The organism is Azospirillum oleiclasticum (assembly GCF_013423485.1).
Taxonomy (GTDB): Bacteria; Pseudomonadota; Alphaproteobacteria; order Azospirillales; family Azospirillaceae; genus Azospirillum; species Azospirillum oleiclasticum.
On sequence record NZ_JABFFR010000041.1, the window covers coordinates 62236 to 88304 of the forward strand.

At 72.0% G+C, this 26069-nt stretch carries 14 protein-coding genes and 1 pseudogene; 12 read left to right on the forward strand and 3 right to left on the reverse strand.

The genetic code is table 11. The annotated features are described in order from the left end of the window. Positions 1-2 precede the first annotated feature (2 nt). From HL658_RS30705 to HL658_RS30735, 7 genes are read left to right on the forward strand one after another with little or no spacing between them, the layout of a single operon-like run. A complete protein-coding gene (locus HL658_RS30705) occupies positions 3-2480 on the forward strand; it encodes a conjugal transfer protein TrbE (protein ID WP_180283652.1) in 2478 nt (825 codons plus the stop codon). Next, positions 2477-3331, forward strand: coding sequence for a hypothetical protein (locus HL658_RS30710; RefSeq protein ID WP_180283653.1), 855 nt, complete (start codon positions 2477-2479; stop codon positions 3329-3331). Before HL658_RS30705 ends, HL658_RS30710 begins: the two co-directional genes overlap by 4 nt. Positions 3332-3333: 2 nt before the next feature. Then, positions 3334-3507: a hypothetical protein gene (locus HL658_RS30715; RefSeq protein ID WP_180283654.1), complete on the forward strand. Its 174-nt coding sequence runs from the start codon at positions 3334-3336 to the stop codon at positions 3505-3507. A gap of 6 nt (positions 3508-3513) precedes the next feature. Beyond that, entirely contained in the window at positions 3514-4722 is a 1209-nt protein-coding gene (locus tag HL658_RS30720; RefSeq protein ID WP_180283655.1) for a type IV secretion system protein, read from the forward strand. Beyond that, positions 4719-5480 carry a hypothetical protein gene (locus HL658_RS30725; RefSeq protein WP_246338062.1) on the forward strand — a complete coding sequence of 254 codons (762 nt, stop codon included), beginning with the start codon at positions 4719-4721 and terminating at the stop codon, positions 5478-5480. Before HL658_RS30720 ends, HL658_RS30725 begins: the two co-directional genes overlap by 4 nt. Next, positions 5477-6430, forward strand: a complete 954-nt coding sequence (locus tag HL658_RS30730; protein WP_180283656.1) for a TrbG/VirB9 family P-type conjugative transfer protein — start codon at positions 5477-5479, stop codon at positions 6428-6430. The genes HL658_RS30725 and HL658_RS30730 overlap by 4 nt, the downstream gene beginning before the upstream one ends. Continuing rightward, on the forward strand, positions 6427-7407 hold the full coding sequence (locus HL658_RS30735) for a TraB/TrbI/VirB10 family type IV secretion system protein (RefSeq protein ID WP_180283657.1): 981 nt from the start codon (positions 6427-6429) through the stop codon (positions 7405-7407). Before HL658_RS30730 ends, HL658_RS30735 begins: the two co-directional genes overlap by 4 nt. A gap of 356 nt (positions 7408-7763) precedes the next feature. Here the strand turns inward: HL658_RS30735 and HL658_RS38290 are convergent. Together HL658_RS38290 and HL658_RS30740 are read right to left on the reverse strand one after the other, a co-directional pair. Beyond that, positions 7764-7964, reverse strand: a pseudogene (locus tag HL658_RS38290) (IS256 family transposase); the annotation flags it as partial. Between the two features lie 125 nt (positions 7965-8089). Next, entirely contained in the window at positions 8090-9151 is a 1062-nt protein-coding gene (locus tag HL658_RS30740; protein ID WP_180283658.1) for a site-specific integrase, read from the reverse strand. Between the two features lie 151 nt (positions 9152-9302). Here HL658_RS30740 and dusA point away from each other — a divergent pair, with 151 nt between their 5' ends. From dusA to pbpC, 3 genes are all read left to right on the forward strand, one after another. Beyond that, positions 9303-10262: a tRNA dihydrouridine(20/20a) synthase DusA gene (gene dusA / locus HL658_RS30745; protein WP_246338064.1), complete on the forward strand. Its 960-nt coding sequence runs from the start codon at positions 9303-9305 to the stop codon at positions 10260-10262. A 216-nt stretch (positions 10263-10478) separates the two neighbouring features. Then, positions 10479-15665: an alpha-2-macroglobulin family protein gene (locus HL658_RS30750; RefSeq protein WP_180283660.1), complete on the forward strand. Its 5187-nt coding sequence runs from the start codon at positions 10479-10481 to the stop codon at positions 15663-15665. 116 nt (positions 15666-15781) lie between these two features. Further along, positions 15782-17842 (forward strand): penicillin-binding protein 1C, encoded by a 2061-nt coding sequence (pbpC, locus tag HL658_RS30755; protein ID WP_180283661.1) that lies wholly within the window; start codon positions 15782-15784, stop codon positions 17840-17842. A 78-nt stretch (positions 17843-17920) separates the two neighbouring features. On the opposite strand, the gene HL658_RS30760 is transcribed toward pbpC, so the two are convergent. After that, a complete protein-coding gene (locus tag HL658_RS30760; RefSeq protein ID WP_180283662.1) occupies positions 17921-21370 on the reverse strand; it encodes an Rne/Rng family ribonuclease in 3450 nt (1149 codons plus the stop codon). Between the two features lie 581 nt (positions 21371-21951). Here HL658_RS30760 and HL658_RS30765 point away from each other — a divergent pair. Further along, a complete protein-coding gene (locus HL658_RS30765; protein ID WP_246338066.1) occupies positions 21952-23304 on the forward strand; it encodes an N-acetylmuramoyl-L-alanine amidase in 1353 nt (450 codons plus the stop codon). A gap of 160 nt (positions 23305-23464) precedes the next feature. After that, positions 23465-26002, forward strand: a complete 2538-nt coding sequence (locus tag HL658_RS30770; protein ID WP_180283664.1) for a penicillin-binding protein 1A — start codon at positions 23465-23467, stop codon at positions 26000-26002. Positions 26003-26069 lie beyond the last annotated feature (67 nt).

Here is a 26069-nt window from a genome sequence, read left to right on the forward strand (position 1 = left end):
TCGTGCTCGACCTCTCCGCCTTCGACGACGGCTACGACGCGCTGTCGCGGCACCTGCCCTGGGACTGCTTCGTGTGGCCCGGTGTGGTGCTGCTGGAGGAGGACGGCGCCCTGATGGCGGTGGTCGAGTATAGCGGTCGCGACCAGTCGGTGCAGGACCCGGCCGAGATCCAGCAGACCGCCATGGCCGCCGGCAACGTGCTGTTCCCCTTCACCGGTGGCTGGACCTTCCACTTCGAAATGCAGCGCCGCTTCGGCCGCGGCTACCCGCGGAGCACCGGCGTACATCCCGTCTCCGAGCTGATCGACGCCGAGCGCCGCGCCCGGCTCGACTCTCCCGGCCGGCAGCTCCGCACCCGCAGTCTTGTGGCCATCACCTACACGCCGGGCAAACCGGCGACCCGCCGTGTGGCCTCCTGGTTCACCCGCAACCCGCCGGAGCGCGCCCGGCCCGACGTCATGCGCGATCATGTCGAGCCGTTCCGCCAGCTGGTGTTGCAGGTCGCCGGCCTGCTCGGCCGCGCCGTCGGCTGGGCCCGCATGCTGGGTGACGACGAGGTCCAGGCCTTCCTGCACTCCTGCGTCTCGCCGATCGACCAGCCCCGCGTGCTGGTCCCCGACATCCCCGGCTTCCCGATCAAGGCCAACCTCATCGACGTCGGCTTGGTGCCGGGCTCCTTCCCGGCCTGGAGCAACGGTGGGGCTGCATGGCACGTCCGGGTGGTGGGGATCGGCGGCTACCCGCGGGCCACCCATCCCGGTCTGATGAACGCGCTCGACGCGCTGCCATTTCCCATCCGCTGGTCGGTGCGTTTCGAGGCGATGGACCATGTCCAGGCCCGCGGCGTGTTCGCCGCTCTCTGGCGCAAGCACGACGACACCTCCTACGACTGGCGCTCGGTGCTGCTGCGCGCCGTCGGCGGCTTCACGGCACTTCGCCACGACCCGGTCGGCGTGATGGAGGCGCTGGAGGCCGAGGCGGCAAGGCTGGAGGCCGAGCAGGCCGGCACCAGCTCGGGCTGGATGACGCCCACCGCCGTGCTGTGGGGCGACAGCGTCGAGGAGGCCGACGCCCGGTGCTCCGAGCTGGTGAAGGTGCTGCGCGGGCTGGGCTTCACCGCCATCGAGGAGGGGTGGGGGGCCGAGCGCGCGTGGTACGGCACGCTGCCCGGCCATGTCCGCCCCAACCCGCGCAAGGTGCCGCTGACCCAGGTCCAGCTCGCCGATTTCCTCATCCTGTCCTCCGTGTGGGGCGGGCCGCGGGTGAACCCGCACCTGCGCTGCGATCCGCTGATGCAGCTCGAGGCCGAGGGCGGCACGCCGCTGATGCTCGACCTGCACCAGGGGCCGGATGGAGCCGCCCTGGTGATCGGCCCGCCGCGCACCGGCAAGTCCACCGTGCTTGCCATGCTCGGCCACCAGTTCCTCGCCCGCGTGCCGCAGGGCCGGGTGGTGTGGATCGACGTCGATGCCACCGAGAGCACCAGCCTGGTCGCCACCTGGGCCGCCGGCGGCGAGTTCCTCTCCATGGGTGCCGGTGATCTCGCCTATCAGGATCTCGCCCTTCAGCCTCTGGCCGATGTTGACACGCCGGGCGGATTCGCCTGGGGTCACGGCTTCGTGCTGGACCTGCTGCGCCTGCAAGGGGTGCTGGGACCGGGCGGCTTGTCGGCGGCCGAGGCCGGCGACGCGGTCGACATCGCCCTGCGCCTGCTGGCCGCGTCGCCGGCTTCCGAGCGCACCCTGTCGCATCTCGCCCATGTCGTGCAGGACAACATGATCCGCACGGCGCTGGAACCTTACACCCGTGGCGGCCCCTACGGCGACCTGATCGACGCCGCCGAGGACCGGCTGCTGTCCTCCTCCTGGACCACGGTGGACATCGGCGCCCTGATCGACCGCCGCGCGGGGGCGGCGCCGGTGATCCGGGCGCTGTTCCGCCGCTTCTACCGGCTGTTCGAGGACGGCCGTCCGACCCTGTTCCTGGTGGACGAGGCGTTCAAGGCGCTGAAGCACCAGCCGGCCGAGCTCGACGAACTCCGCCGGCGGGGGCCGAAGAAGAACGTCGCCCTGGTGCTCGCCACCCACCAGCTCGACGACATCGAGGGTTCCAGCATCGCGGCGATGCTGAAGACCATCCAGGTCCTGGTGCTGCTCGCCGACCCGAACGCCGCCAAGCGGCCGATCCTGCGCGACTGGGGGCTCAACGCCGCCGAGGCCGGTCTCGTCGCCCGTGCCATGCCGCGGCGCGACGTCTTCTTCAAGACGCCCGAAGGCAGCCGGCTCGGCCAGCTCAACCTCGATCCCGTCGCCTTGGCGGTCTGCGCCTGCGGCGGGGCCGCACACCGGCGCGCCGCCTTCGAGACCATGGCCGACGCCGGCCGCGACGGCTTCGCCGCCGCCTGGCTGCGCCGGCACGGACTTGGCACGGCCGCCGGCACCCTTGAGAAGGGACACCCCGATGAAGGAGTCACGCGATGAAGGCATTCCGCACTCTCCGCACCGTCACCGCGATCGGCATGGCGCTGGCGGTCGTCACCACCACCACGCCGGCCCACGCCTTCCTCGGCGGCGTGTTGAACAGCTTCTTCGGCGGGGGTGGCGGGGGCGGCTGTTTCGCCGACGAGGGCGACGGGCTCCTCGGCGCCGTCGGCTCCGCCGTGTCGGGGCTCGCCGGCGGTGGGGATCCCGCCGGCGGCTGTCCGATCGTCGAGAGCCGGCCGCTCGTCGTCGAGGAGATGGTCCACACCCAGGAGCTCGAGCTGATCGCCCAGACCGCGCACATGCTGACCCAGATCGACAACCTGGTCGCCATGCGCGCCCTGTCCGGCACCGACACGCGCGAAGCCGCCGCCGCCCGGCTGGCCGCGGCCCGCGCTGTCGCGGACCGGACGGAGCGGGTGCGCTGGAGCCTGGACGGGGTGGAGCGCCAGTTCGCCACCCTCTACCCCGACGCCCTGCCGGATGGGCTCTCGGCCGCGGGGGTGCTGGCCCACCGGGCCGAGCAGGCGCGGCTCGCCCGCGACGTCAGCCTGGCCAGCAAGCAGGTCTCCGCCGAGGTGATGACCGCGCTCGCCGGCTACCCGGACCGCATCCGCGAACTGGTGGCGGCGGTGAAAGCCTGCCGCGGCCAGACCTGCGCGCTCGACGCTGGCGCCCAGGCCACCCTGCTCAACGCCGAGCTCGCTGGCCAGTTCCTGGTGCTCCAGGCCGCCCAGGGCCGCGCCGTCGAAGCCCAGCTCGACTACGAGCAGGCCGCCATCGAGCGGGCGCGCCAGAACACCATCATCAGCTGGCGCGGCCTCGCCACCTACGGCGCGCCGGGGAGCTGATCATGACCAACCGTCGGATCCTCCTTGTGTTCGCCCTGCTGTTGGCGATCAGCGTGGCCGGGGCGGCGATCCTCGTCGGCGTGGCCCTGGTCGGCGACCGGCCGTGGACGCGGGAGCGGCTGCTCCAGCACCCCGACTGGCGCGGCATCGACCAGCACCGCTTCCCGCGGGAGTGACCGGCGATGGACGTCAGCGCGCTGTCCGTCGCCCTGCAGCAGCTCACCGCCGCCGCGGTGACCGGCCTCGGCCTGCTCGGACCCGACGCCGAGGCGGCGCTGCGCATGCTGGCGATGCTGTCCTACACCCTGGCGTTGCTGCTCTGGCTGTTCGAGGGCAAGCCCGCGGTGCACGGGCCCTTCCTGCGCATGCTGCTGAAGTTCGCCGTCATCGGCGCGCTGCTGGAGTGGTTCCCGGAGGGCTCGACGGCGCTGATGCAGGCCGCCGCCGACCAGGGGCTCAGCCTCGGCGGCGGGGGCTTCTCGCTCGACGACCCCGGCTACATCGCTCATCTCGGCATCCTGGCGGTGATCCCGCTGATGGAGCGGGTCAAGGAGATGCTGGGACCCATCGACTTCTTCCTCAACTTCGTCGAGATCGTCATCTTCCTGCTCGCCGCCCTCATCGTGCTGGTCAGCTTCTGCGTGCTGGCGATCCAGGTCTTCCTCGCCTTGCTGGAGTACCGGCTGCTGTCGCTGGCCGCCTATCTGGCGATCCCCTTCGCCGTGCTGGGGCCGACCAGCTTCGTGGCCGAGCGCGCCATCGGCTACATCGCGGCCTCCGCCATGAAGCTGCTGGTGCTCGGCTTCATCATCGCCATCTGCGGCACCACGCTGCGCACCATCACCTTCCCGGGCACTCCGACCCTGGCCCAGGCCTTCGGGGTGGCGGCGCTGGCCGCCGCCATCTTCGTGCTGGCGATCAAGGCGCCGCGCGCCGCAGCCGGGCTGGTGAACGGCGGGCCGGTGATGGACGGCGTCACCGCACTGGCCGCCCTGTGGACCGCCGGCTGGCTCGGCGCCCGCACCGTCGGCGGCGCCGCCAGTGCCACCGCGGCTGCCGCCGGTGGCGGCGCTGCGGCGCTCGGAGGATTGCGCACCGCGGTGGGCGGGGCGACCTCTTCGGTGGGCGGCGGTGGCGGGCCGTTGTCGGCACCGGTCGCCGGGCGGCGCTACCCGGCCGGAACCTACGGCGGGTCGAAGCCCGCCCAGCGTCCCAGCGGCTGGGACCAGCCGATGACCGACGCCCAGCGCGCCCAGCTCGACCGTCTCGCGGGCGGGCGCTCCTACGATCCCAACCTCAGCCGAGGCCAGGCCAGCCGCCAGATCCAGGAGTGGGGCGGCGAGGACTCCTGGTACCGCGGCGGCAAGCCCGGCGGCGGAGACCCATCATGACCCGCACCGTCAACGCCTACGACCCGCCGCCGGCCGCCGTGCCCGACAGCGCCAGGTACCTCGCGGCCATGACCTACCGCGCCAGCCGCGAGGCCAAGGCGCTGCGGCTGAAACGCTGGTATCTCGGCCTCACCGTGCTCAGCCTCGCCTGGGCCGGCGTCATGACCTGGGACAACCTCCGCATCGCCGGCAAGCTGGTGGAGATCGCCCGCCACAAGCCGGTCTACCGCGTCGAGCAGGCGCTCGACGGCCACCAGCGCCTGCTGCTCCTCGACGACACCGTCTCGGTGACCAAGGGCGCGCGGGTCAACGCCGTCCACTGGTTCGTGCGCTGGCAGCGCCAGCTCGGCACCGACCCGGTGGTGCTGGCGCGCGACCGCGCCGCCGCCCGCGCCCGCCTGATTGCCGGTGCCGAGCACAAATGGGACGCCCTCATCGCCGCCGACCTCGACCCGGCCGAGGGCTGGACCCGCGACGTCGCCGGCATCCGGGTCCAGGAGCGCGAGGCCGATCCGATGACCGGGGCCGCCGCCTTCACCGTGGTGTGGACCGAGACCGTCTACCGCCACTTCAAGCCGGAGGGCCGGTCGCTGATGAGCGCCGGCGTGGTGACGGTGGACGGCCAGCCGCGCGACGGTGCGCTCGACGGCGTCTCGATCTCCGGCTTCTCCCAGCCCGACGGCACGCCGCTGGCGCTCGACGGGCCGAAGCCCCGCGCACCCGTGCAGCCCCCTCCCGCCCCGGAGACCCGGCCATGACCCGCCCGACGCTCTGGCTCGCCCTGCCGCTGCTCGCCGCCTGCGCCGCCGACGGGCCGCCGGCCGATCCGGCGGCGGAGGACGCCTCGCCGCGGACCTACACCATGGCCGATCTGCGCATCCCGGCGACGGAGGTCGAGCGTCAGCCGCGCGAGAGGCTCCGGCCGCGGCCGTCGCGGGCGCAGACCCGGGCATGGGTCGGCCAGGCCAACGAGGCGGCGTTGGACCTGCCGACGCTGACCTGCTTCAAGGGCAAGAGCTGCGAGTACTGGTACCAGCCCGACCAGCACTTCCTGGTCTACATGGCCGAGGGCAACCAGACCCTGGTCTGCCTCAAGCCCGGCGAGGTGGTGCGCGACATCGTGGCGCCCGGCGCCCAGGTGTGGATCCCGCACCAGCCCTACAGCTACGGCAGGGGGGCGTCCCGCACCGAGTGCATCGCCTTCATGCCGCGGCGCGCCGGGCTCAACCAGCAGATCTCCGTCTTCACCAGCGAGCGCAAGTACGACCTCAACGTCGAGACGCACAAACGCGTCCATCACGTCGAGGTGCGCTGGCGCTACCCCGAGGACTGGCTCGCCGCGCTGAATGGGCAGGCGACCGCGTCCGCCGTCGGCACGCCCCGGAGCGACCGCACCACCGAACTGGCCTACCGCGACCGTCGCTGCGCCTACACGCTCGACGGCGACACCCCGGAGTGGCGGCCGATGCCGACCGCGGATGGCCAGCCGCCGGTGTGCGACGACGGCGAGGTGACCATCATCAACTTCACCCCCGGGGTGCTGGGCGCCCACGGCGCGCCGGTGCTGTGGCGCATCGCCGGGGATGGCACCCGGATGCCGGTGCAGTACGGCCGGATGAACGCCACCTACCGCGTCGCCGGCATCCACGACCACCTGCTGCTCGGCCTCGGCGCGCAGGAGGTGCACATCCGGAGGACACGGCCATGAGCGATCCGTTGCACGCCCCGGCCGACCCGCTGGTGCGCCACCGCGTGATCACCTCCGGCCCGCACGTCCTGCGCATCCTGCTGGTGGCAGGCGCCATGATCGCGCTCGGCGTCGTGGCCTACATGCTGGGCCGCGCCCAAGGGACCGGCTCCGCCCCACGCGCGGCCACACCGGTGGAGCGGCGGGCGCCCAAGCCGCCCTTGCCGAGCTACGCCGACCTGGCGGCCGCACCGCAGCCCCCGCCCGCGCCACGGGTCGGGCCGACGCCGACCACCCCACCGCCGGCCCAGCCGCGCGCCTCGGCTCCACCGAAGGAGGACGAGCTGCGCAAGAAGGCGATGGACGCCGGTGTCGGCGGCTGGAGCCGCAAGGAGCCCGACCCCACCGCGGCCAAGCCGGCCGGCGCGTCGGACGTCACCGGCTTCGGTGCCGACTGCCTGGTGCCGCCGGGCACACCCATCCCGGCGCAGACCATCAGCCGGACGGTGACCGAGCGCGGCGGCATCCTGACCGCCCAGGTGACGCGGGACGTCTGGGACGCCGGCTTCGCCTGCCTGGCGGTGCCGGCCGGGTCGATGGTGACCATGGAGGTCGGCAGCGGCGTGACCAAGGGCCAGAAGCGCATCGAGGTGTCGCGGCCGGTGATCGTGCGGCCCTGGCCGCGCAGCGACATGGTGCAGCCCGCCGCCATCGGCGCCGACGCCACCGGTGCCGCCGGCCTGCCCGGCCGGGTGGAGGTGCCGTGGTTCGAAACCGGCCTGCTGATCGGCGCCAGCACCGCGGTCGACCTCGCCGCGGCGGCCCTGACCGGCGGCGGCAGCCTGCTTGGCACCATCCTCGGCCGCGGCATCGAGAGCCCGCTCGACCGCGCCGCCAAGGACATGCTGGAGCGCGCCCCGGTGATCACGCTCGACGCCGGCGAGCCGCTGCTCCTGGTGCTCCGCGGCGCGCTGCGCGCGGCTGATTTCCGGTCGTGAGTCCATAGGACCATCAGGACGGCTCGTAGGTTCAACCGGTCCTTCCTCCCGCCGGTTCCAGCCTCTACCAATCCCGCAGGTTCCGCCGCGATCCTGACATTGCCATCCTTCGCGCCTGGGCCGGGGTTGGCGCGATCGCGGCGCGATCACTGTCTTTGCGTCGTGCGCTGAATGCGGCTGAGCCACGTCGCGACGTCGGCTGTCGTATGCTCGCGTCATCATGACACTGCCGATGGCGGCGACTGCTGATTTAGCTAACCGTTTGGTCGTGTTCGATTTCGTCACGTCGCGGAGGAATGTGTCGTACCGGGCATCGTAGGGTGGTCGTGCGGAGCTGATGCCGCACTGGATCGCCCTTCGACTCCGTGACCGTGCCGGACCACTCGGTCGCAGCCGTCCACCACCTTTGCGTCCTTCATGCTCGCCAGGAAGGCGTCGTCCTCCGCTTCGATGAGCGGCTCCAGCAGCCGGCAGGCGCCAGCGCGCAGGATGGCCCTCAACGGACCGTCGATCTCTGCCGGCTGACGTGGCCGGACAACCTTGCTATCCTCGTCGATCGCGTGTCGCTCTCCTTTAGGTTCAGGCTGGTTCCTCACCTGCCTCGGTACGCCACCTTCCTCAGGCCATCATCACCCAAATTCCCGGGTAGCTCGTGTCGAGTTCATCGAAGATTGGAGCGAGGTTATGAGGCACGAGATGCAAAAAGCTTATGGAGGGCGTCTGGTCTCAGATGTGTGTATCGCCGCAGCATCTTCCAGTCTTTGTGCCCGGTAACGAGCGCGACCTGCTCTATTGTGAATCCTGCTTCAAAAAGACGGCTTGTCGCCTCATGGCGAAGGTCGTGAAAGTGGAGATCATGAATCTTCAGATGTTTGCAACCACGGCGAAATGCCGTTCCAATTGACTTGCTGTTAAAGGGAAAAATTCTATCGTCACTGTTGTTGCGGAAATTTCTCTGCTCTTCAATGATCGACCAGGCGTCATAGCCACTTGCTGAAAACAGAGGTATCCGCTGATTGTTTCCATTTTTATGCCGTGGATCTTTTCGGTTTCGAATGAGAAGCATTCGGGTGCGAGCTTCAACATCCGACCAACGTGCCAAGCATATCTCTTCTTGGCGCATGGCTGTTGCCACGGCGAAGCGGATGATACGGCCGAGCGGAGCAATCTGGCGCTGTTTCTCGTCAAAATGGGCTATGAGTCTGTCGAGCTCGTCTTGTGTAGGGCGACGATCGCGTTCTTCACCTCTCCCGACAAGGCCAAGCCGTTTGAGGGCAATGCGAGCCAGATCGACCGGCTCAACCTTTACCGCCAATCCGTGAACAGCCGCAGCGTGCGACAGTATATGCTTGATCATCCCAATGTCGATGCCGAGGGTCACGGGGCCTGCGCCCTGAGCGGCGCGTTCTCGGCCGAAGCGGATCAACCGCTCCCGATCAAGTGAGGCCATGCTGAGTTTACCCAGCTGTTGTCGGAGGATTTCCAATGTTGCAGCTTTGGAGCGCCGGGGCGCCTTGCCGACAGCGCACATATCATCGATATGAAGCTCAATGAGTTCGCCAAATGTTTTCAAGCGTGCTGTGCGTGAATCACGTGGAGCCTCGCCACGATCGATTTGGCGCTCGGCCTCAACCGCCCATTGGCGCGCATCCTCCCGACGCAAGAATGTTTCGCTCACATAGCGCCCTTTGCGTCGCACCTGGACCCGCCAAGACCCTGAGGGAAGCTTCGTGAAGCTGGCCATTTCGTGTGCGCTCCGTGTGCACTGCGCCGTCGAAACGGGGCGAAAAACGTCGCATTATGGCGCGCTGTCGTGTGCACTCGATGCGACCTAATGAATTGAGCGTACAGGAAAAATCATGATTTTTCAACCACATAGACTGGCCGTGGCGCCGATGATGGACTGGACGGACCGGCATTGCCGGTTCTTCCACCGGCTGCTGACCCGCCGCACGCTGCTTTACACGGAGATGGTCACCACCGGCGCCATCCTGCACGGCGACCGCGAGCGGCTGTTGGGCTTCGACCCCGCCGAGCATCCGGTGGCGCTCCAGATCGGCGGCTCCGACCCGGCCGATCTGGCGGCCAGCGCCCGCATCGGGGAAGAATGGGGCTACGACGAGATCAACCTGAACGTCGGCTGCCCCAGCGACCGGGTGCAGTCCGGCCGCTTCGGCGCCTGCCTGATGGCGGAGCCGGATCTGGTCGCCCGCTGCGTCGGCGCCATGCGCGACGCGGTGCGGATTCCCGTCACGGTCAAGTCGCGCATCGCCATCGACGCCATGGAGGAGTGGCCGACGTTGGAGGGCTTCGTGCGCACCGTGTCCGCCGCCGGCTGCACCCGCTTCGTCGTGCACGCCCGCAAGGCCTGGCTGAAGGGCCTGAGCCCCAAGGAGAACCGCGACGTTCCGCCCTTGCGCTACGACCTCGTGCACCGGCTGAAGGCGGAGTTCCCGCATCTCGACATCTCCATCAACGGCGGCATCCGCACGCTCGCCGAGGCGCAGGCCCAGCTCGCGCACGTCGATGGCGTGATGATCGGCCGCGCCGCCTACGAGACGCCCTTCATCCTGGCCGACGCCGACCGCCTCCTTTACGGCGAGTCGGCGGAGCCGCCGGACGCGCACGCGGTGGTGCGCGCCATGCTGCCCTATGTGGAGGCGGCGCGCCGCCGCGGCGCGCCGTTGTCCGCCATCACACGCCACATGCTGGGGTTGTTCCAGGGCCGCCCCGGCGCCCGCGCCTGGCGCCGCCACCTGAGCGAGAACGCCCACCGCCCCGGCGCCGGGCCGGACCTCCTGCTGGCCGCCGCGGCCTTCGTTCCGGAAGCGGCGCCGCTCGCGCGAAGCGCGTGACCAAACACCGGCGAAGCGCGTGACCAAACACCAGCGAAGCGCGTGACCAAACACCGGCGAAGCGCGTGACCAAACACCAGCGAAGCGCGTGACCAAACACCGGCGAAGCGCGTGACCAACACCGGCGAAGCGCGTGACCGCCACAGGCGGTGATTGCGCCGGCGGGATTGCCTCGGGCACCATGGCATGCGTTCCGCCATGGGGGAGAGGGCGATCATGCTGCGCGTGCTGCTGGTGCTGTGGCTGTGTCTGGCCGGACTGACCGCGACCGCGGCGCGGGCGGAGTTCGCACCGCCCGGTCTGGGGAACGACACCGACGCCTACGTCAACACCCTGCTGTCCAAGGCGCCGCCGCAGCCGCAGCCGGCCAACCGCGACAAGGCGTTGAAGGACGCCCGCGCGGCCGTCGGCCGCGGCGACTTCCCCAAGGCCGTCGCCGGTTTCGAGCAGGCCATCACGCTGGGCGCCGACGGCACCGCGCTGTGGATGGAGCTGTCGGAGGCTTGGGCCGGCGGTGCCAGGCCCAACCGCGACCGGGTGCTCCAGGCCGCCTACCAGGCCTACCGCATCGCCGGCCCCGGCGAGGAGCAGGCGGCCCCGCTCTGGCGCCTCGGCGTGTTGCTGGACGAGAGTTTCGACCGGCCGGAGCAGGCGCTGCGCGCGTTGCGCGAGCTGGCGGATTCCGGCCAGGGCCGCAGCGACCAGTTCCTCGCCCAGTCCTATCCCACCCTGAAGGAGCGCATCGCCGCGACCCGCCAGCGGGTCGGGCTGAACGTGCGCCGGGTGTCGGTGGACACCAGCCAGTCCATGGCCCGCGTCTGCGTCGCCTTCACCGACGCGCTGAGCGGCAAGCGCGGCGTGCGGTTCGAGGATTTCGTGGCGGTGGAGCCGGCGGTGCCGCTGGCCGCCAGCCCGGCGGGGGAGGAGCTGTGCCTGACCGGCTTCGCCTTCGGCTCCGGCTACAAGATCACCCTGCGCCAGGGGCTTCCGGGCGAGGAGGGGCTGGCGCTGCGCAAGGACGATGTCCGCACCGTGCGCATCGGCGACCGCCCGCCGTCGGTCGCCTTCCGCGGCGACGCCTTCATCCTGCCGCGCGGCGAGGCCGACGGCATCCCGGTGGCGGCGGTCAACGTCGATGCGGTGGCGCTCAAGGTCTTCCGGATCAACGACCGCGGCCTGCCCGGCCTGCTGCGCAACCAGCAGTTCCTCGGCGGACTCACCCCCTACGAGGGGCAGGACATCGCCGACAACATGGGCGAGCTGGTGTGGGAGGGGCGCATGGACGTGCCCGCCGCCGCCCGCAACGCCGAAAACGTCGTCGCCTTGCCCTTCCGGCAGGCGGTGAAGGAGCCGCAACCCGGCGTCTACATCGTCACCGCGGAGGCGGCCGACGTGCCCGACCGCGAGATCCCCTATGTCCGCGCCACCCAATGGGTGCTGGTGTCCGACATCGGCCTGACGGCGATGGAAGGGAAGGACGGGCTGACCGTCTTCGCCCGCTCCTTCGGCACCGCCAAGCCGATGGCCGGGGTGGAGCTGGCGCTGGTCGCCCGCAACAACGCCGAGCTGGCCCGCGTGCGTACGGACGGGGAGGGCAGGGCGCGCTTCGCCCCCGGCCTGATGAAGGGGGCGGGCGGGCGCCAGCCGGTGGCGGTCATGGCCTACGCCGGGGCCGACTACGCGGTGCTCCAGCTTCTCTCCGCGGCCTTCGACCTGTCCGACCGCGGGGTCGGCGGTCGGCCGGTGCCGGGGCCGATGGACGCCTTCCTTTACAGCGACCGCGGCGTCTACCGCCAGGGGGAGACGGTCAACCTGTCGGTCCTGCTGCGCGACGACCGCACGGTGGGGGTGGAGGGGCTGCCGCTGACCCTCACCATCCTGCGCCCGTCGGGCACCGAGTACCGCCGGGTGGTGGTGAAGCCCGACGCCGGCGGCGGCGCGTCCTTCGCGCTGAAACTCTCCGCCACGGCGCCGCTGGGCGGCTGGACGGTGGTGGCGCACACCGATCCCGGCGCCGACCCGGTCGGCACGCTGTTCTTCCAGGTCGATGATTTCGTGCCCGAGCGGCTGGCGGTGGATCTCACCCCCGCCGCCCCCTTCCTCGTCCCCGGCACGCCGATGGAGGTGCTGGCCAAGAGCCGCTTCCTCTACGGCCCGCCCGCCGCCGGGCTGGACGGGGAAGCCCAACTGGCCCTGCAAGCCGATCCCGATCCCTACCCACGCCACGCCGGCTACCGCTTCGGGCTGGCGCAGGAGCGGGTGAACACCCGCGTCGAGCGGCTGGAGTTCCCGACCACCGACGCCAACGGCGAGAGCCGCATCGCGGCAAGCCTGCCGCCGCTGCCCGACACCACCCGCCCGCTGCGCGCCGAGATCCGCGTCGCGGTGGCGGAGCCGGGCGGGCGGCCGAGCCGGCAGACGGTCACGGTGCCCGTGCGCACCCAGCCCTTCGCCATCGGCGTGAAGCCGCGCCACAGCGGCGACCGGCTGGCCGAGGGGCAGCCGGCGGTGTTCGATGTGCTGGCCGTCGCCCCGGACGGCGCCCCCATCGCCAAGGCCGGCCTCGCCTGGGAGCTGTTCCGGGAGGAGACGACCTTCAACTGGTACTACCGCGACGGCCGCTACAATTTCCGCGCAAGCACCCGCGACCGCAGCCAGCGCGCCGGCACCCTGGACGCCGCACCCGGCCGCCCGGCGGAGCTGGCGCTTGGCCCGATCACCTACGGACGCTACCGGATCGAGCTGTCGGACAAGGCTACGGGCGTCGCCACCTCCGTCCGCTTCGCGTCCGGCTGGCAGCCGGCGACCGAGGCGACCGACGCGCCGGACAAGCTGGAGGTCACCGCCGACCGCCCCGTCTACAAGCCGGGCGAGACGGCCAAGATCCGCATCGCCCCGCCCTTCGCGGGGGAGGTGCTGCTGACCGTCGCGTCGGACCGGCTGTTCGACAGCCGCAGCTTCAGCGTGCCGGCGGAAGGCACGACGGTCGATGTGCCGGTGGATGGCGCCTGGGGTCCCGGCGCCTACGTCACCGCCACCGTCTACCGTCCGCCGGTCAAGGGCAAGGAGCGCCAGCCGGTGCGGGCCATCGGTCTGGTCTGGCTCGGCATCGACCCGGCCGACCGCACCCTCACCGTCACCGCCGAGGCGCCGGAACTGGTGCGCCCGCGCCAGCCGCTGCCGGTGACGCTGCGCGTCGCCCACACCGGTGCGGCGGAACCCACCTTCGTCACGCTGGCCGCGGTGGACGAGGGCATCCTGCGGCTGACCGATTTCGCCTCGCCCGACCCGGCCGGGCATTACTTCGGCAAGCGGCGGCTGGGCATCGACATCCGCGACGATTACGGCCGGCTGATCGACGCCATGGACGGCAATTTCGGCCGGCTGCGCCAGGGCGGCGACGCCAGTTCGGTGGGGCTGCCGGTGGTGCCCTTCCGGGTGGTGTCGCTGTTCCACGGGCCGGTGGCGGTGGGGGCGGACGGCACCGCGCGCGTCACGCTCGACATCCCCGATTTCAACGGCGAGCTGCGGCTGATGGCCGTCGCCTACTCCAAGACCCGAGTCGGCTCGACCGCGAGGCCGCTGACCGTGCGCGACCCGCTGGTGGCGGACGCGGCCCTGCCGCGCTTCCTCGCCCCCGGCGACGACAGCCGGGTGACCCTGAATCTGCACGCGGTGGACAGCCCGGCCGGCTCCTACGCCATCGCGGTGACCGGTCAGGGGCCGGTGGCGGTCGACCAGGGCGCCTTCACCGTCGATCTCCAGGCGGGGGAGCGGCGCACCATCGTACTGCCGCTGCGCGGGCTGGGTGCCGGCATCGGCCGGGTGACGCTGGCCGCCAGCGGCCCCGGCGGGCTGGCCGTGTCGCACGACTACGACATCACCGTACGCCCGTCGCGCCCGGTGGAGACGGTCTTCACCACCCAGCAGATGGCCCCCGGCGCCACCGCCAGCTTCGGCGCACCGCTGCTCGCCTCCTACGTGCCGGGGACGGCGGCCTTGTCCGTCACCTACAGCGCCGGCCCGCCCTTCGACCTCGTCGGGCTGCTGCGGGCGCTCGACCGCTACCCCTTCGGCTGCCTGGAGCAGACGGTCAGCCGAGCCATGCCGCTCCTGTCGGTGCGTGAGCTGGAGTCCGCCATCGGCGTGTCGAAGGCCGACGGCACGCTGGACGCGCGGCTGGATCAGGCCATCGCCCGCACGCTGGACCGCCAGCGTTACGACGGCAGCTTCGGGCTGTGGTCGGCCAATGGCGACACCGACGGCTGGGTCACCGCCTACGCCATGGAGTTCCTGACCCGTGCCCGCGCCAAGGGCCGCGACATTCCCGAAAAGCCCTTCCGCGACGGTCTGGACTGGCTGCGCCGCCACGCGGTGGACGGCGGCACCGACAATGGGGCTCTCGCCAGCCGCGCCTACGCCCTGCATGTGCTGGCGCTGGCCGGGGTGGTGACGCCCAGCCCCGTGCGCTACTTCGCCGACGCCTTCCTGGGCAAGCTGCCGACCCCGCTCGCCAAGGCGCAGGTGGGGGCGGCGCTGGCCCGGCTCGGCGACACGGAGCGGGCCAACCGCGCCTTCACCGCCGCCACCAGCCGGCTGGCCCGCGACCCCTGGCACGAGGATTACGGCTCCACCGTCCGCGACGCCGCGGCGCTGGTCACCCTGCTGGCGGAGGTGGACGCGCTCGGCACCCGGCTCCCCGCACTGATCGACCGGCTCCCCGCCAACGACACCTCGGTGCGGCTGACCAGCCCGCAGGAGCAGGCGTGGCTGGTGCTGGCGGCGGAGTCGCTGATGAAGGGGGCCACCCCGCCGCGCGTCACCGTCGGCGGCCGTCCGCGCGGCGGCGACCCGGTCAGCCTGCTGCCCACCTCGGCCGATCTGGCCGCCGGGATCAGCGTGGCGAACGCCGGCACCGCGCCGGTGTGGCAGGCGGTGTCCGTCTCCGGCGTGCCGGCCGACCCGCGCCCGGCGGCGCGGGAGGGGCTGCGGGTCAAGCGCAACTTCCTGACCCGCGGCGGCGAGCCGCTCAACCTCGACGCCATCCGGCAGAACGACGTGTTCGTCATCCTGCTGGAGGGGGAGGCCTCGACCAAGCTGCACCACCAGGCCATCGTCACCCACCCGCTGCCCGCCGGTTGGGAGATCGAAAGCCTGAACGCCGGCGACCTGCCCTGGATCGGCGAACTGACCGGCACCCAGACGGTGGAGGCGCGCGACGACCGCTACGTCGCCGCGCTCGACCTGACCGAGGAGCAGCCGACCTTCCGCCTCGCCTACCTCGTCCGCGCCGTCACCCCCGGCGGCTACGAGCTGCCCGGCGCCATGCTGGAGGACATGTACAAGCCCCGCTTCTTCGCCCGTCAGGCGGCCGGGCGGATCACCGTGCACCCGGCGCAATGACAGGGCGGGTAAAAACCCTCTCCCCCCCGGGGCGGGAGAGGGTTGGCCCCCTCACCCGACGCCTTCGGCGTCATCCTCTCCCCGGCGGGGAGAGGGTTGTTGCCGCCGCGCGCGCCATGCTGCGCCCTAGAGGCAGGCGCCTCGCCCTGGCCCTCGCCGCCGCGGCGACCCTCGCCGGCGCCGCCGTCGCCCTCGACAGCGCCTTCCCTCCGGACCTCTCGCGCCTCGCCGACCGGTCGGTGATGGTCACCGACCGCAGCGGCGCGCCGTTGCGGGCCTTCCTGAACGGCGCCGACTCCTGGCGCCTGCCGGCCACGGTGGAGGACGTCGCCCCCGTCTATCTCGACCTGCTGCTGGCCTACGAGGACAAGCGGTTCCGCGATCACATGGGTGTCGACCCGCTGGCGGTGCTGCGCGCGGCGGGGCAGAACCTGACCGCCGGGCGCGTGGTGTCCGGCGCCTCGACCCTGACCATGCAGGTCGCCCGCCTGCTGGAGCCGAAGCCGCGCACCCTGTGGGCCAAGCTGCGCGAGGCGCGGCTGGCGCTGGCGCTGGAGCGGCGCTTCGACAAGGACGCCATCCTCGGCATGTACCTGACGCTGGCCCCCTTCGGCGGCAATCTGGAGGGCGTGCGCGCCGCCACATCCGCGCTGTTCGGCAAGCGCCCGGCGGAGCTGACGGTGGCGGAGGCGGCGCTGCTGGTGGCGCTGCCCCGCTCCCCCACCGCGCTGCGCCCCGAGCGGTCGCCGGAGCGGGCGCGGGCCGCGCGCGACGCGGTGCTCGACCGGGCCGTCGCCGTCGGTGCGCTCGACGCCAAGGCGGCGGCCGAGGCGAAGGCGGAGCCGGTGCCCGACCGGCTGTTCCCCATGCCGGCCACCGCCCCCCATCTGGCCGAGCGCGCCCGGCGGGAGGCGCCGGGACAGGCGGTGGTGCGCACCACCATCGACGGGCCGCTCCAGCGCGCGCTGGAGGATCTGACCCGCCGCTCGCTGGCCGACCTGCACGACAAGGCCGGCATCGCCGTCGTCGTGGCCGACCATCGCACGCGCGAGGTGCTGGCCTACATCGGCGCGCCCGACGCGCTGGACCATCGCCGTTTCGGCCCCATCGACATGGTGGAGGCCCGCCGCTCCCCGGGTTCGGCGCTGAAGCCCTTCATCTACGGGCTGGGCTTCGACGACGGTGTCATCCACCCGGAAACCCTGATCGCCGACGTCTCCACCCGCTTCGGCGACTACGCCCCGCGCAACTTCGACCGCGACTTCTCCGGCGAGCTGACGGTGCGGGAGGCGTTGCAGCGTTCGCTGAACGTGCCCGCGGTGCTGGTGCTGGACAAGGTCGGCCCCGTCCGCTTCACCGAGGCGCTGCGCCGGACGGGGGTGCGGCTGGCGCTGCCGCGCGGCACAGCACTGCCCGGGCTTCCCGTGGCGCTGGGTGGCGCCTCGATCAGCCTGTGGGACATGGCCGCACTCTACGCCGGTCTGGCGCATGAGGGCAGGGTGGCGCCGCTGCGCATCCGGCCCGACGCGCCACCCGGCGAGGAGCACCGGCTGATGGAGCCGGAATCGGCCCGCCGCGTGCTGCGCATCCTGGAGGGGGCGGCGCTGCCGCCCGGCATGGTGCAGGCGGCCGACGTGCGGCGGCGCGCGCCCGTCGCCGTGAAGACCGGCACCAGCTACGGCTTCCGCGACGCCTGGGCCTTCGGTGTGTCGGGGCGGCATGTGGTGGGGGTGTGGACCGGGCGGCCGGACGGCACGCCCAGCCCCGACCGCTACGGCCGCAACACCGCGGCCCCGCTGCTCCACCGGGTGTTCGACCTGCTGCCGTCGGACCCCGCCGGCCCCGTCGACCGGCTCGCCACCGGCCGCCCCGCGGCTCTGCTCGACCGCATCGGCGCTGGCTTGCCGGGGCTGGACGTCCCGGAACGGCTCCGCCTGGTCTTCCCGGCCGACGGCATGGCGCTGGAGGCGATGGGCGGCGACGGCCAGGCCGCGCCGCTTCCCCTGGAAGCCTCGGGCGGGCGCCGGCCGCTGGCGTGGCTGGTGGACGGCCGGCGCGTCGCGGTCAGCCCGGTGCGCCGCGACATCCTCTGGCGCCCGGACGGTCCCGGCACCGTCCGCATCACCGTGGTGGACGCCGACGGTCGCAGCGACAGCGCGGTCGTGGACGTGCGCTGACAAACCGGCCCTGAAAAACAAAGCGGCGGGCGCCGGGTCCGCATGACCCGACGCCCGCCGCTCCTCACCTCACGACCGTCAGCGGTTCCACCAGCCGCGGCGCGGCTTGGCTGCCGGTGCCTTGGGCTGGGACGGCTCGGCCGTCGCTTCCGGGGCAGTGGCCTCGGAGGCCGTAGCCTCCTCGTCCGGGGCCGCCGCCGGAGCGGGCTCGGCAACGCTGGCCGGGGCCGCGCTCCCGGCCGGCTCGGCGGCCTTCTTCGCGCGGGCCGGCCGCTTCTTCGGCTTCGCCCCGGCATCCGGCTCGACGGGTGCCGGCTCGACGGGCGCCGGTGCGGCCGCAACGGGGGCCGGGGCCGGCTCCGCCGTCACGGCGGGCGCCGCGTCGACGGCGGCCGGCTCGGCGGCCTTCCTGGCGCGGCTCGGCCGCTTCTTCGCCGCCGCGGGGGCGGGCTCGGCCACCGCGGGTGCGGGTGCCTCGACCACGGGCTCGGCCACCGCCTCGGCGGGTGCCGGCTCCGCCGCCTTCTTGCCGCGGGTCGGCCGCTTCTTCGGCTTGGCCGCGGCGTCCGGTTCGGCCGCCACGGGTTCGACCGTCACGGGTTCCGCCGCAACGGGTTCTGCCGCAACGGGGGCCGGGGCCGGTTCCGCCGCCACGGCGGGGGCCTGGGCGGGCTCCTCCGCCGGCGCGGTGGCGGCCTTCTTCGCACGGCTCGGCCGCTTCTTCGGCTTGGCCGCGGCGGCTTCCGCCGGTTCCGCGACCGTCGTCTCGGCGGCCGGCTCCGGCACCGTCTCCACCGGGGCGGCTTCCACCGGCGCCGCCTCGGCGGCGGGTTCGGCCGCGGGCGTCGGTGCGGCCTCGGCCGGGGTCGGCTCCGCACCAGCCTGGGCGGCCTCCTCGCCGCTCAGGATCCAGTCGAAGTCGATCGGCTCGACCGGCGGGAAGGAGCCCGGCGGCGGCACCACCGCGCGCACCGTGGCGGGCTTGGGCGCGTCGCCCTCGGCGGCTTCGACGCCCGTCGTCTCGGCGCCTTCCACCGTCTCGCCATTCTCGTCGCGCTGGCGCGTCCGCCGGCGTCCGCCACGCTTGCCGCGGCGCCGCTTCTTGTTGCGGCCCTGCGGGTCGTTGGGATCGAAGCCGGCGTCGCCGCCCTCACCCTCCTCGTCATCGTCCTCGTCGCCCTCGGCGTCCGAGTCGGCCTCCGACGGCTCCTGAGCCTCGGCGGCCTCTTCGACCTGGGCCACCAGATTGGCGGCCTCGGCGACGGCCGGCGGGCCGGCCGTGCCCGGCCGTGCCTCCTCCCGCTCGCCGTTGCGGCCACGGCGACGGCGGCGGCGGCGGCGGCGGCGGTCGCCGTTGTCGCTGCCGTCGGCGGCGCGCTCGCCGGCCTCGCCGGTGCCCTCCGCCTCGTCCTCCTCGTCGCCTTCCTCCTCGGCCTCGGCCTCGGCGGCGGCCAGCTCGCGGTCGGTCTCGGCCATGACGCGGTCGGCGCTGACGGGGGCGGTGCCCTCCTCACCCGGCAGCTTGGCCTTGACGCGCTCCAGCCGCAGGTCCGGCGCGATCAGCGTGTCGTCGGCCAGGAGCTGGACGCGGAAGCCGTAGCGCTCCTCGATGCGGGCGAGGTCGGCGCGCTTGTTGTTGAAGATGTAGAGCGCGATCCGCGTCGGCACCGACACCGCGATCTCGCTGGAGCGCTTGCGGATGCCCTCCTCCTCGATGGCGCGCAGCACATGCAACGCCGCCGATTCCACCGAGCGGATGACGCCGGTGCCCGAGCAGTGCGGGCAGCGCTCGAAGTTGGTCTCCAGCAGCGACGGGCGCAGCCGCTGGCGCGACAGCTCCAGCAGGCCGAAGGGGGAGATGCGGCCGAGCTGGATGCGCGCCCGGTCGCTCTTCATCGCCTCCTTCAGGCGCCGCTCCACCGCCACGTTGTTGCGCGGGTCCTCCATGTCGATGAAATCGATCACGATGAGGCCCGCGAGGTCGCGCAGCCGCAACTGGCGCGCCACCTCCTCGGCGGCTTCGAGGTTGGTCTTGAACGCCGTCTCCTCGATGTTCCGCTCGCGCGTGGACTTGCCGGAGTTGACGTCGATGGCGACCAGCGCCTCGGTCGGGTTGATGACGATGTAGCCGCCGGAGCGGAGCTGCACCACCGGCTGGTGGATGGCGTCGATCTGCTGCTCGACCTGATAGCGGTGGAACAGCGGGATCGACTCGTCCTGATAGGCCTTCACCCGGCCGGAATGGGCGGGCATCAGCATGCGCATGAAATCCTGCGCGGTGCGGTAGCCGTTCGCCCCCTCCACCCAGATCTCGTCGATCTCACTGGAGAACACGTCGCGGATCGCGCGCTTGATGAGGTTGGCCTCCTCATAGATCAGCGCGGGGGCGGTGGATTGCAGCGTCTGCTCGCGGATGTCGTCCCACAGGCGCAGCAAGTATTCGAGGTCGCGCCGGATCTCCTGCTTGGAGCGCTCCAGGCCGGCGGTGCGCAGGATCACGGCCATGCCGCGGGGGATGTCGAGATCCGACAGGATCTCCTTCAGCCGCTTGCGGTCGGTCGGGTTGGTGATCTTGCGGCTGATGCCGCCGCCGCGCCCGGTGTTGGGCATCAGCACGCAATAGCGGCCGGGCAGCGACAGGTAGGTGGTCAGCGCCGCGCCCTTGTTGCCGCGCTCCTCCTTGGTGACCTGCACCAGCATGATCTGCCGGCGCTTGATCACCTCCTGGATCTTGTAGCTGCGCAGCGGGCGGGGGCGGCGGCGCTGCTCGTCCTCGGCCTCGTCGCCGCCGATGACGTCCATGGTCTCGCCGGCCTCGCGGCCGGCCTTGCGGGCGGCGCGGGTCTCCGCCTCGTCGGAGCCGTCCTCCTCGGAGTCGTCGGCGTCCCCGGCCTCGCCGGTCTCCGCCTCACCCTCGCCGATGAAGGCGCCGTCGTCGGTCTCGCCGTCGAAGGAGGCGGCCGGCGGCTCGCCGGCATCCTCGCTCCCGGTCTCGGCGGCTTCGGCCGCCGGATCGGCGCCGGCATCGGCCTCGGCATCCGAGGCGGGCTCGTCGCTGCGGGAGTCGTCGTCGATCGGGTCCGGCATGGGGGAGCCGGCATCCTCGCCGCGCTCATCGCCCCGTTCCTCGCTCAGCGCGTCGCCGGCCATCGCCTCGGCCAGCGCCGGCTGGTTCCGGTCGGCGGCGCGCTGGGCTCGGCGCTCGGCCTGCTCGTCCAGGCGCCGTTCCTCGGCGGCCTGCAGGCGCTCCTCCTCGGCAATCAACGCCTCGCGGTCGGCCATCGGGATCCGGTAATAATCCGGGTGGATCTCCGAAAAGGCCAGGAAACCGTGCCGGTTTCCGCCATATTCCACAAAGGCCGCCTGCAGGGACGGCTCGACGCGCGTCACCTTGGCGAGGTAGATGTTGCCTTTGAGCTGTTTGCGCGAGGCGATTTCGAAGTCGAGTTCTTCGAGCCTGTTTCCACTCACCACGGCGACCCGGGTCTCTTCCGGATGCGTGGCGTCCACCAGCATGCGCTTGGTCATCCAATATCCCCATGACGCACCACGGGCCATCCCGCGCGACCAACGGGCCGCCCGGATGCGTCATCCGTTTGGGCGAAGCATGCGGCACCGGCCCCGAGGCGTCGAACGGCGCTCGCGTGGAGCAGCCAGGACGCGTCGGACCGCGGCAGCCGGGTTCCACCCCTTGCGGGACGGGACCAGCTTCGAGGTTCCTGTCCTCTCACCAGACGATCCATCAGCGCCACGCCACGGCGCGCAACCGAAAGCAGGAACGCCGGTCACGCGCACATCCGCGGGCGACGCCGCCTTTGCCCCCCACGGGAGCCGGCATGGCCGGGTGTCCGAACGGGTATTGGCGGATCGCGGTATGTCGCACCGGACAGCATAAGCAAGAGCCCACACGAACACAACGGTGGAATCGGCGATGGAATCCGCACGCGCGATTTCTCACGGCCCGCGCGGTTCCTCCCGCTGTGGCATTCCCGGCACGCCGGGCATGGATCTCATCCGCGGTCTGATCTTTGCCGTTGAACCGTTTGATTTTCATACGGTATAGGAAGCGCTTGTCCCGCTCGCCCAAGGCACAGGTGCGCATGCCCCGGATGCTCGCACGGATCGCGGCGCTGCTGGTCGTCCTCGTCGGCGCGGCGTTCGGCCCGGCCTTCGGATCGGGGGCGTCCGGTGCGGCGCTGGCCGCCTCCTCCGGCCGGGGGGCCGAGGTCGCCCAGGCGACGGCGGCCCTTCCGGCCCCGATCTCCAGCGTCGCCGTGCTCGACGCGCGGCTCGGCGTGCACGCCGACAAGACCCGCTTCGTGCTGGAGCTGTCGCAGGAGGTGCCGTTCCGTGTGACGGCGCTGGCCGATCCCTACCGCGTCGTGGTCGACCTGCCGGAGCTGGCCTGGCCCGGCGGTGCGGTTCCCGTGCCCGGCAAGGGTCTGGTGGTCAGCTACCGCTACGGCCTGTTCGAGCCGGGCAACCTGCGCATCGTGTTCGACACCTCCGGCCCCGTGCGGGTGCGCGAGAGCTTCATGCTGCCGGCCCAGGACGGTCGCCAGCCGCGCCTCGTGCTCGATCTGGAGCCTGTTGACCGGCGCGCGTTCGATCGCGCCTACGCCGCCGCCGTGCTGGCCCCCGGCGGGGCCGGCGCCGCCGGCGTCGCGACTCCGCTCCCCGCCCGCCCGCCGGTGCTGCCGGTGGCCGCCGCCATGGTGGTGCCGATCCCGCCGCCGCTGCCGCCGCGCCCGGTTCCGGTGCCGGAGAAGCCGGTGGTCGCCATCGATCCCGGCCATGGCGGCGTCGATCCCGGCGCGGTGGGGGTGGGCGACGTCTACGAGAAGACCATCACGCTCGCCACCGCCCGCGAGCTGCGCCGCCATCTGGAGGCGACCGGTCGCTACCGCGTGGTGATGACGCGCGACAAGGACGTCTTCGTGCCGCTGCGCGACCGCGTCGCCATCGCCCGCGATGCGGGGGCCGACCTGTTCATCTCGCTGCACGCCGACAGCATCGGCTCCACCGCCATCCGCGGCCTCTCCGTCTACACCCTGTCCGACCAGGCCTCCGACCGCGAGGCGGAGATGCTGGCGGCCAAGGAGAACCGCGCCGACGCCATCGCCGGCATGAACCTCGCCAGCGAGAACGATCAGGTCGCCTCCATCCTGATCAACCTTGCCCAGCGCGACACGATGAACCACTCCAAGCGCTTCGCCAACACGGTGCTGGAGCATCTGCGCCGCGAGGTGAAGCTGCTGCCGGCCAAGCCGCACCGGCAGGCCGGCTTCGCCGTGCTGACCGCCCCCGACGTGCCATCGGTGCTGGTGGAGATGGGCTACCTGTCCAGCCCCGCCGACGCCAACCTGCTGACCTCCCAGGCCCACCGCGAGAAGCTGGCGCGTTCGCTGACCCGTGGCATAGACGCCTATTTCACCTGGCTGGCCAAGGTCAGCCGGTCGTAAGGGGCGACCCGACCGATTTCGCCACCCGCGGGCCACATTTGTCCGGCATGCGTTGAAGTGAGTCGGCGCGCCCGCCCGCGCGGTGTAGAGTGGCCCCCATCGGGCGTGCACCGTGGCCGGGGGGCGCGGTTCGCGACCGTTCGGCTGTTCGGGATCCGCCATGCGCTTTCTCTTGTCCGCCCTGATGGGACTCGTGATGCTCGGCCTCGCGGGGGCCGGGGCGCTCGTCTACGTCGTCGATTACTACGACCATGATCTGCCCGATTACACGCGGCTGGAGACCTACGAGCCGCCGGTGACCACCCGCGTCCACGCGGGCGACGGCCGGCTGATGGCGGAGTTCGCGTCGGAGCGGCGGGTCTTCGTGCCCATCGACGCCATGCCCAAGCGGGTGACCACCGCCTTCCTGTCGGCGGAGGACAAGAATTTCTACGACCACCGCGGCATCGACCCGCTGGGTCTCGCCCGCGCGGTCCTGACCAACCTGGAGAATCTCGGCTCCGACCGGCGGCCGGTGGGCGCCTCGACGATCACGCAGCAGGTCGCCAAGAACATGCTGCTGACCAACGAGGTCTCCTTCACCCGCAAGATCAAGGAGGCGATCCTGGCCATCCGGCTGGAGCGCACCCTGTCCAAGGACCGCATCCTCGAACTGTACCTGAACGAGATCTTCCTGGGCTTCCGCTCCTACGGCGTCGCCGCGGCGGCTCTCAACTACTTCAACAAGGCGCTGGACGAGCTCACCATCGCCGAGGCCGCCTACCTCGCCGCCCTGCCCAAGGCCCCCAACAACTACCACCCCGAGCGCCAGCGCGACGCCGCCATCGCGCGCCGCAACTGGGTGATCGCCCGCATGTTGGAGGACGGCCACATCACCGCGGAGGAGGCCAAGGCCGCCCAGGCCGAGCCGCTGACCATCCGCCGCCGCGACGAGACGGAATACGTCACCGCCGAGTATTTCGCCGAGGAGGTGCGGCGCGAGGTGGTGAAGCTCTACGATGAGAAGACGCTGTACGAGGGCGGGCTGTCCGTGCGCGCCTCCATGAACCCGGTGCTGCAGGAGGTGGCGACCCGCAGCTTGCGCAACGGCCTCGTGGCCTACGACCGCCGGCACGGCTACCGCGGGCCGGTGGCGCGCTGGGAGAATTTCGACAACTGGGCGAAGAAGCTGGCCACCACCCCGCCGCCTCCGGGGGCGGAGGGCTGGAAGCTCGCCGTTGTGCTGAAGGACGAGGACCCGCAGGCGGTCGAGGTCGGGCTGGCGGACGGCACCCGCGGCCGCATCCCGCTGGCCGAGCTGCGCTGGGCCCGCGCCTGGAAGGAGGGGGAGAAGCTGGGCCCCGAAATCCGCCGCGCGTCGGACGCCGTGAAGCTCGGCGACCTGGTGCTGGTCGAGCCGGTGCAGAAGGACGACAAGGGCAAGGATTACCCCGCCGGCAGCTACGCGCTCCGCCAGATCCCGGCGGTGCAGGGCGGGCTGGTGGCGCTCGACCCGCACACCGGCCGCGTGCTCGCCATGGCCGGCGGCTTCTCCCCCGCGATGAGCCAGTTCAACCGCGCCACCCAGGCGCAGCGGCAGCCGGGCTCCTCCTTCAAGCCCTTCGTCTACCTCACGGCGCTGGACAACGGCCTCACCCCGTCCTCGCTGGTGATGGACGCGCCGTTCGAGTACAACCCCGGCGGTGGCCAGCCGATCTGGCGGCCGGAGAACTACTCGCACGAGTTCTACGGCCCGACCCCGCTGCGCGCCGGCATCGAGAAGTCGCGCAACGTCATGACCGTGCGCCTCGCCCAGCACATCGGCATGGCCAAGGTGAAGGCGACGGCGGAGAAGTTCGGGATCACCGACAACCTGCAGCCCTACCTGCCGATGTCGCTGGGGGCGGGGGAGACGACGGTGCTGCGGATGACCACCGCCTACGCCATGCTCGCCAACGGCGGCAAGAAGATCACGCCGACCTTCATCGACCGCATCCAGGACCGCACCGGCAAGACCATCCTGCGCCACGACGCCCGCCCCTGCGAGGGCTGCCGCAACGTGGCGTGGTCGCCCGACGTGAAGGTGCCGGCGGTGCCCGACACCCGCCAGCAGATCGCCGACCCCCGCACCGTCTACCAGATGGTGTCGATCCTGGAGGGGGTGGTGCAGCGCGGCACCGCCACCCGGCTGCTGTCGCTGAACAAGCCGCTGGCCGGCAAGACCGGCACCACCAACGACGCCAACGACGCGTGGTTCGTCGGCTTCTCCCCCGATCTGGTGGTCGGCACCTACATCGGCTTCGACCAGCCGCGCTCGCTGGGGGCCCGCGAGACCGGCGGTTCCGCCGCGGTGCCGGTCTTCAAGGACTTCATGGAGGTGGCGCTGAAGGACAAGCCGGCCACCCCCTTCCGCGTGCCGCCGGGGCTGCGCATGGTGCGGGTCAACCCGGAAACCGGCCAGCTCGCCCAGCCCGGCGAGCGCCGGGCCATCTGGGAGGCTTTCCTGCCCGGCACCGAGCCCAACCCCGACGTGCCCATGGCGGTGCTCGACGGCTCCGGCCAGACCGGCGGTGCCGACGCCTGGAACGGGGCGATCCCCGGCTCCGGCTACGGCACGCCGGGGGTGGAGGGCGCGTCGGCCTACGGCGGCCCGACCTTCCCCGGCGCCACCGGCACCCCGCCGGCGGCGACCACCCAGGGCACGGGGGGGATTTACTGAGGGTGCGGTGATCGGTAAACGCGATGGGGATTGCCGGCAGCGCCGCCGCTTCCTATCCTCGTGATGT

Bases quoted from the DNA above. Each gene is read 5' to 3' on its own strand.
- HL658_RS30710 (WP_180283653.1), top strand. From the start codon at position 2,477: ATGAAGGCATTCCGCACTCTCCGCACCGTCACCGCGATCGGCATGGCG.
- HL658_RS30715 (WP_180283654.1), top strand. From the start codon at position 3,334: ATGACCAACCGTCGGATCCTCCTTGTGTTCGCCCTGCTGTTGGCGATC.
- HL658_RS30720 (WP_180283655.1), top strand. From the start codon at position 3,514: ATGGACGTCAGCGCGCTGTCCGTCGCCCTGCAGCAGCTCACCGCCGCC.
- HL658_RS30725 (WP_246338062.1), top strand. From the start codon at position 4,719: ATGACCCGCACCGTCAACGCCTACGACCCGCCGCCGGCCGCCGTGCCC.
- HL658_RS30730 (WP_180283656.1), top strand. From the start codon at position 5,477: ATGACCCGCCCGACGCTCTGGCTCGCCCTGCCGCTGCTCGCCGCCTGC.
- HL658_RS30735 (WP_180283657.1), top strand. From the start codon at position 6,427: ATGAGCGATCCGTTGCACGCCCCGGCCGACCCGCTGGTGCGCCACCGC.
- HL658_RS30740 (WP_180283658.1), bottom strand. From the start codon at position 9,151: ATGGCCAGCTTCACGAAGCTTCCCTCAGGGTCTTGGCGGGTCCAGGTG.
- dusA (WP_246338064.1), top strand. From the start codon at position 9,303: ATGATGGACTGGACGGACCGGCATTGCCGGTTCTTCCACCGGCTGCTG.
- HL658_RS30750 (WP_180283660.1), top strand. From the start codon at position 10,479: ATGCTGCGCGTGCTGCTGGTGCTGTGGCTGTGTCTGGCCGGACTGACC.
- pbpC (WP_180283661.1), top strand. From the start codon at position 15,782: ATGCTGCGCCCTAGAGGCAGGCGCCTCGCCCTGGCCCTCGCCGCCGCG.
- HL658_RS30760 (WP_180283662.1), bottom strand. From the start codon at position 21,370: ATGACCAAGCGCATGCTGGTGGACGCCACGCATCCGGAAGAGACCCGG.
- HL658_RS30765 (WP_246338066.1), top strand. From the start codon at position 21,952: ATGCTCGCACGGATCGCGGCGCTGCTGGTCGTCCTCGTCGGCGCGGCG.
- HL658_RS30770 (WP_180283664.1), top strand. From the start codon at position 23,465: ATGCGCTTTCTCTTGTCCGCCCTGATGGGACTCGTGATGCTCGGCCTC.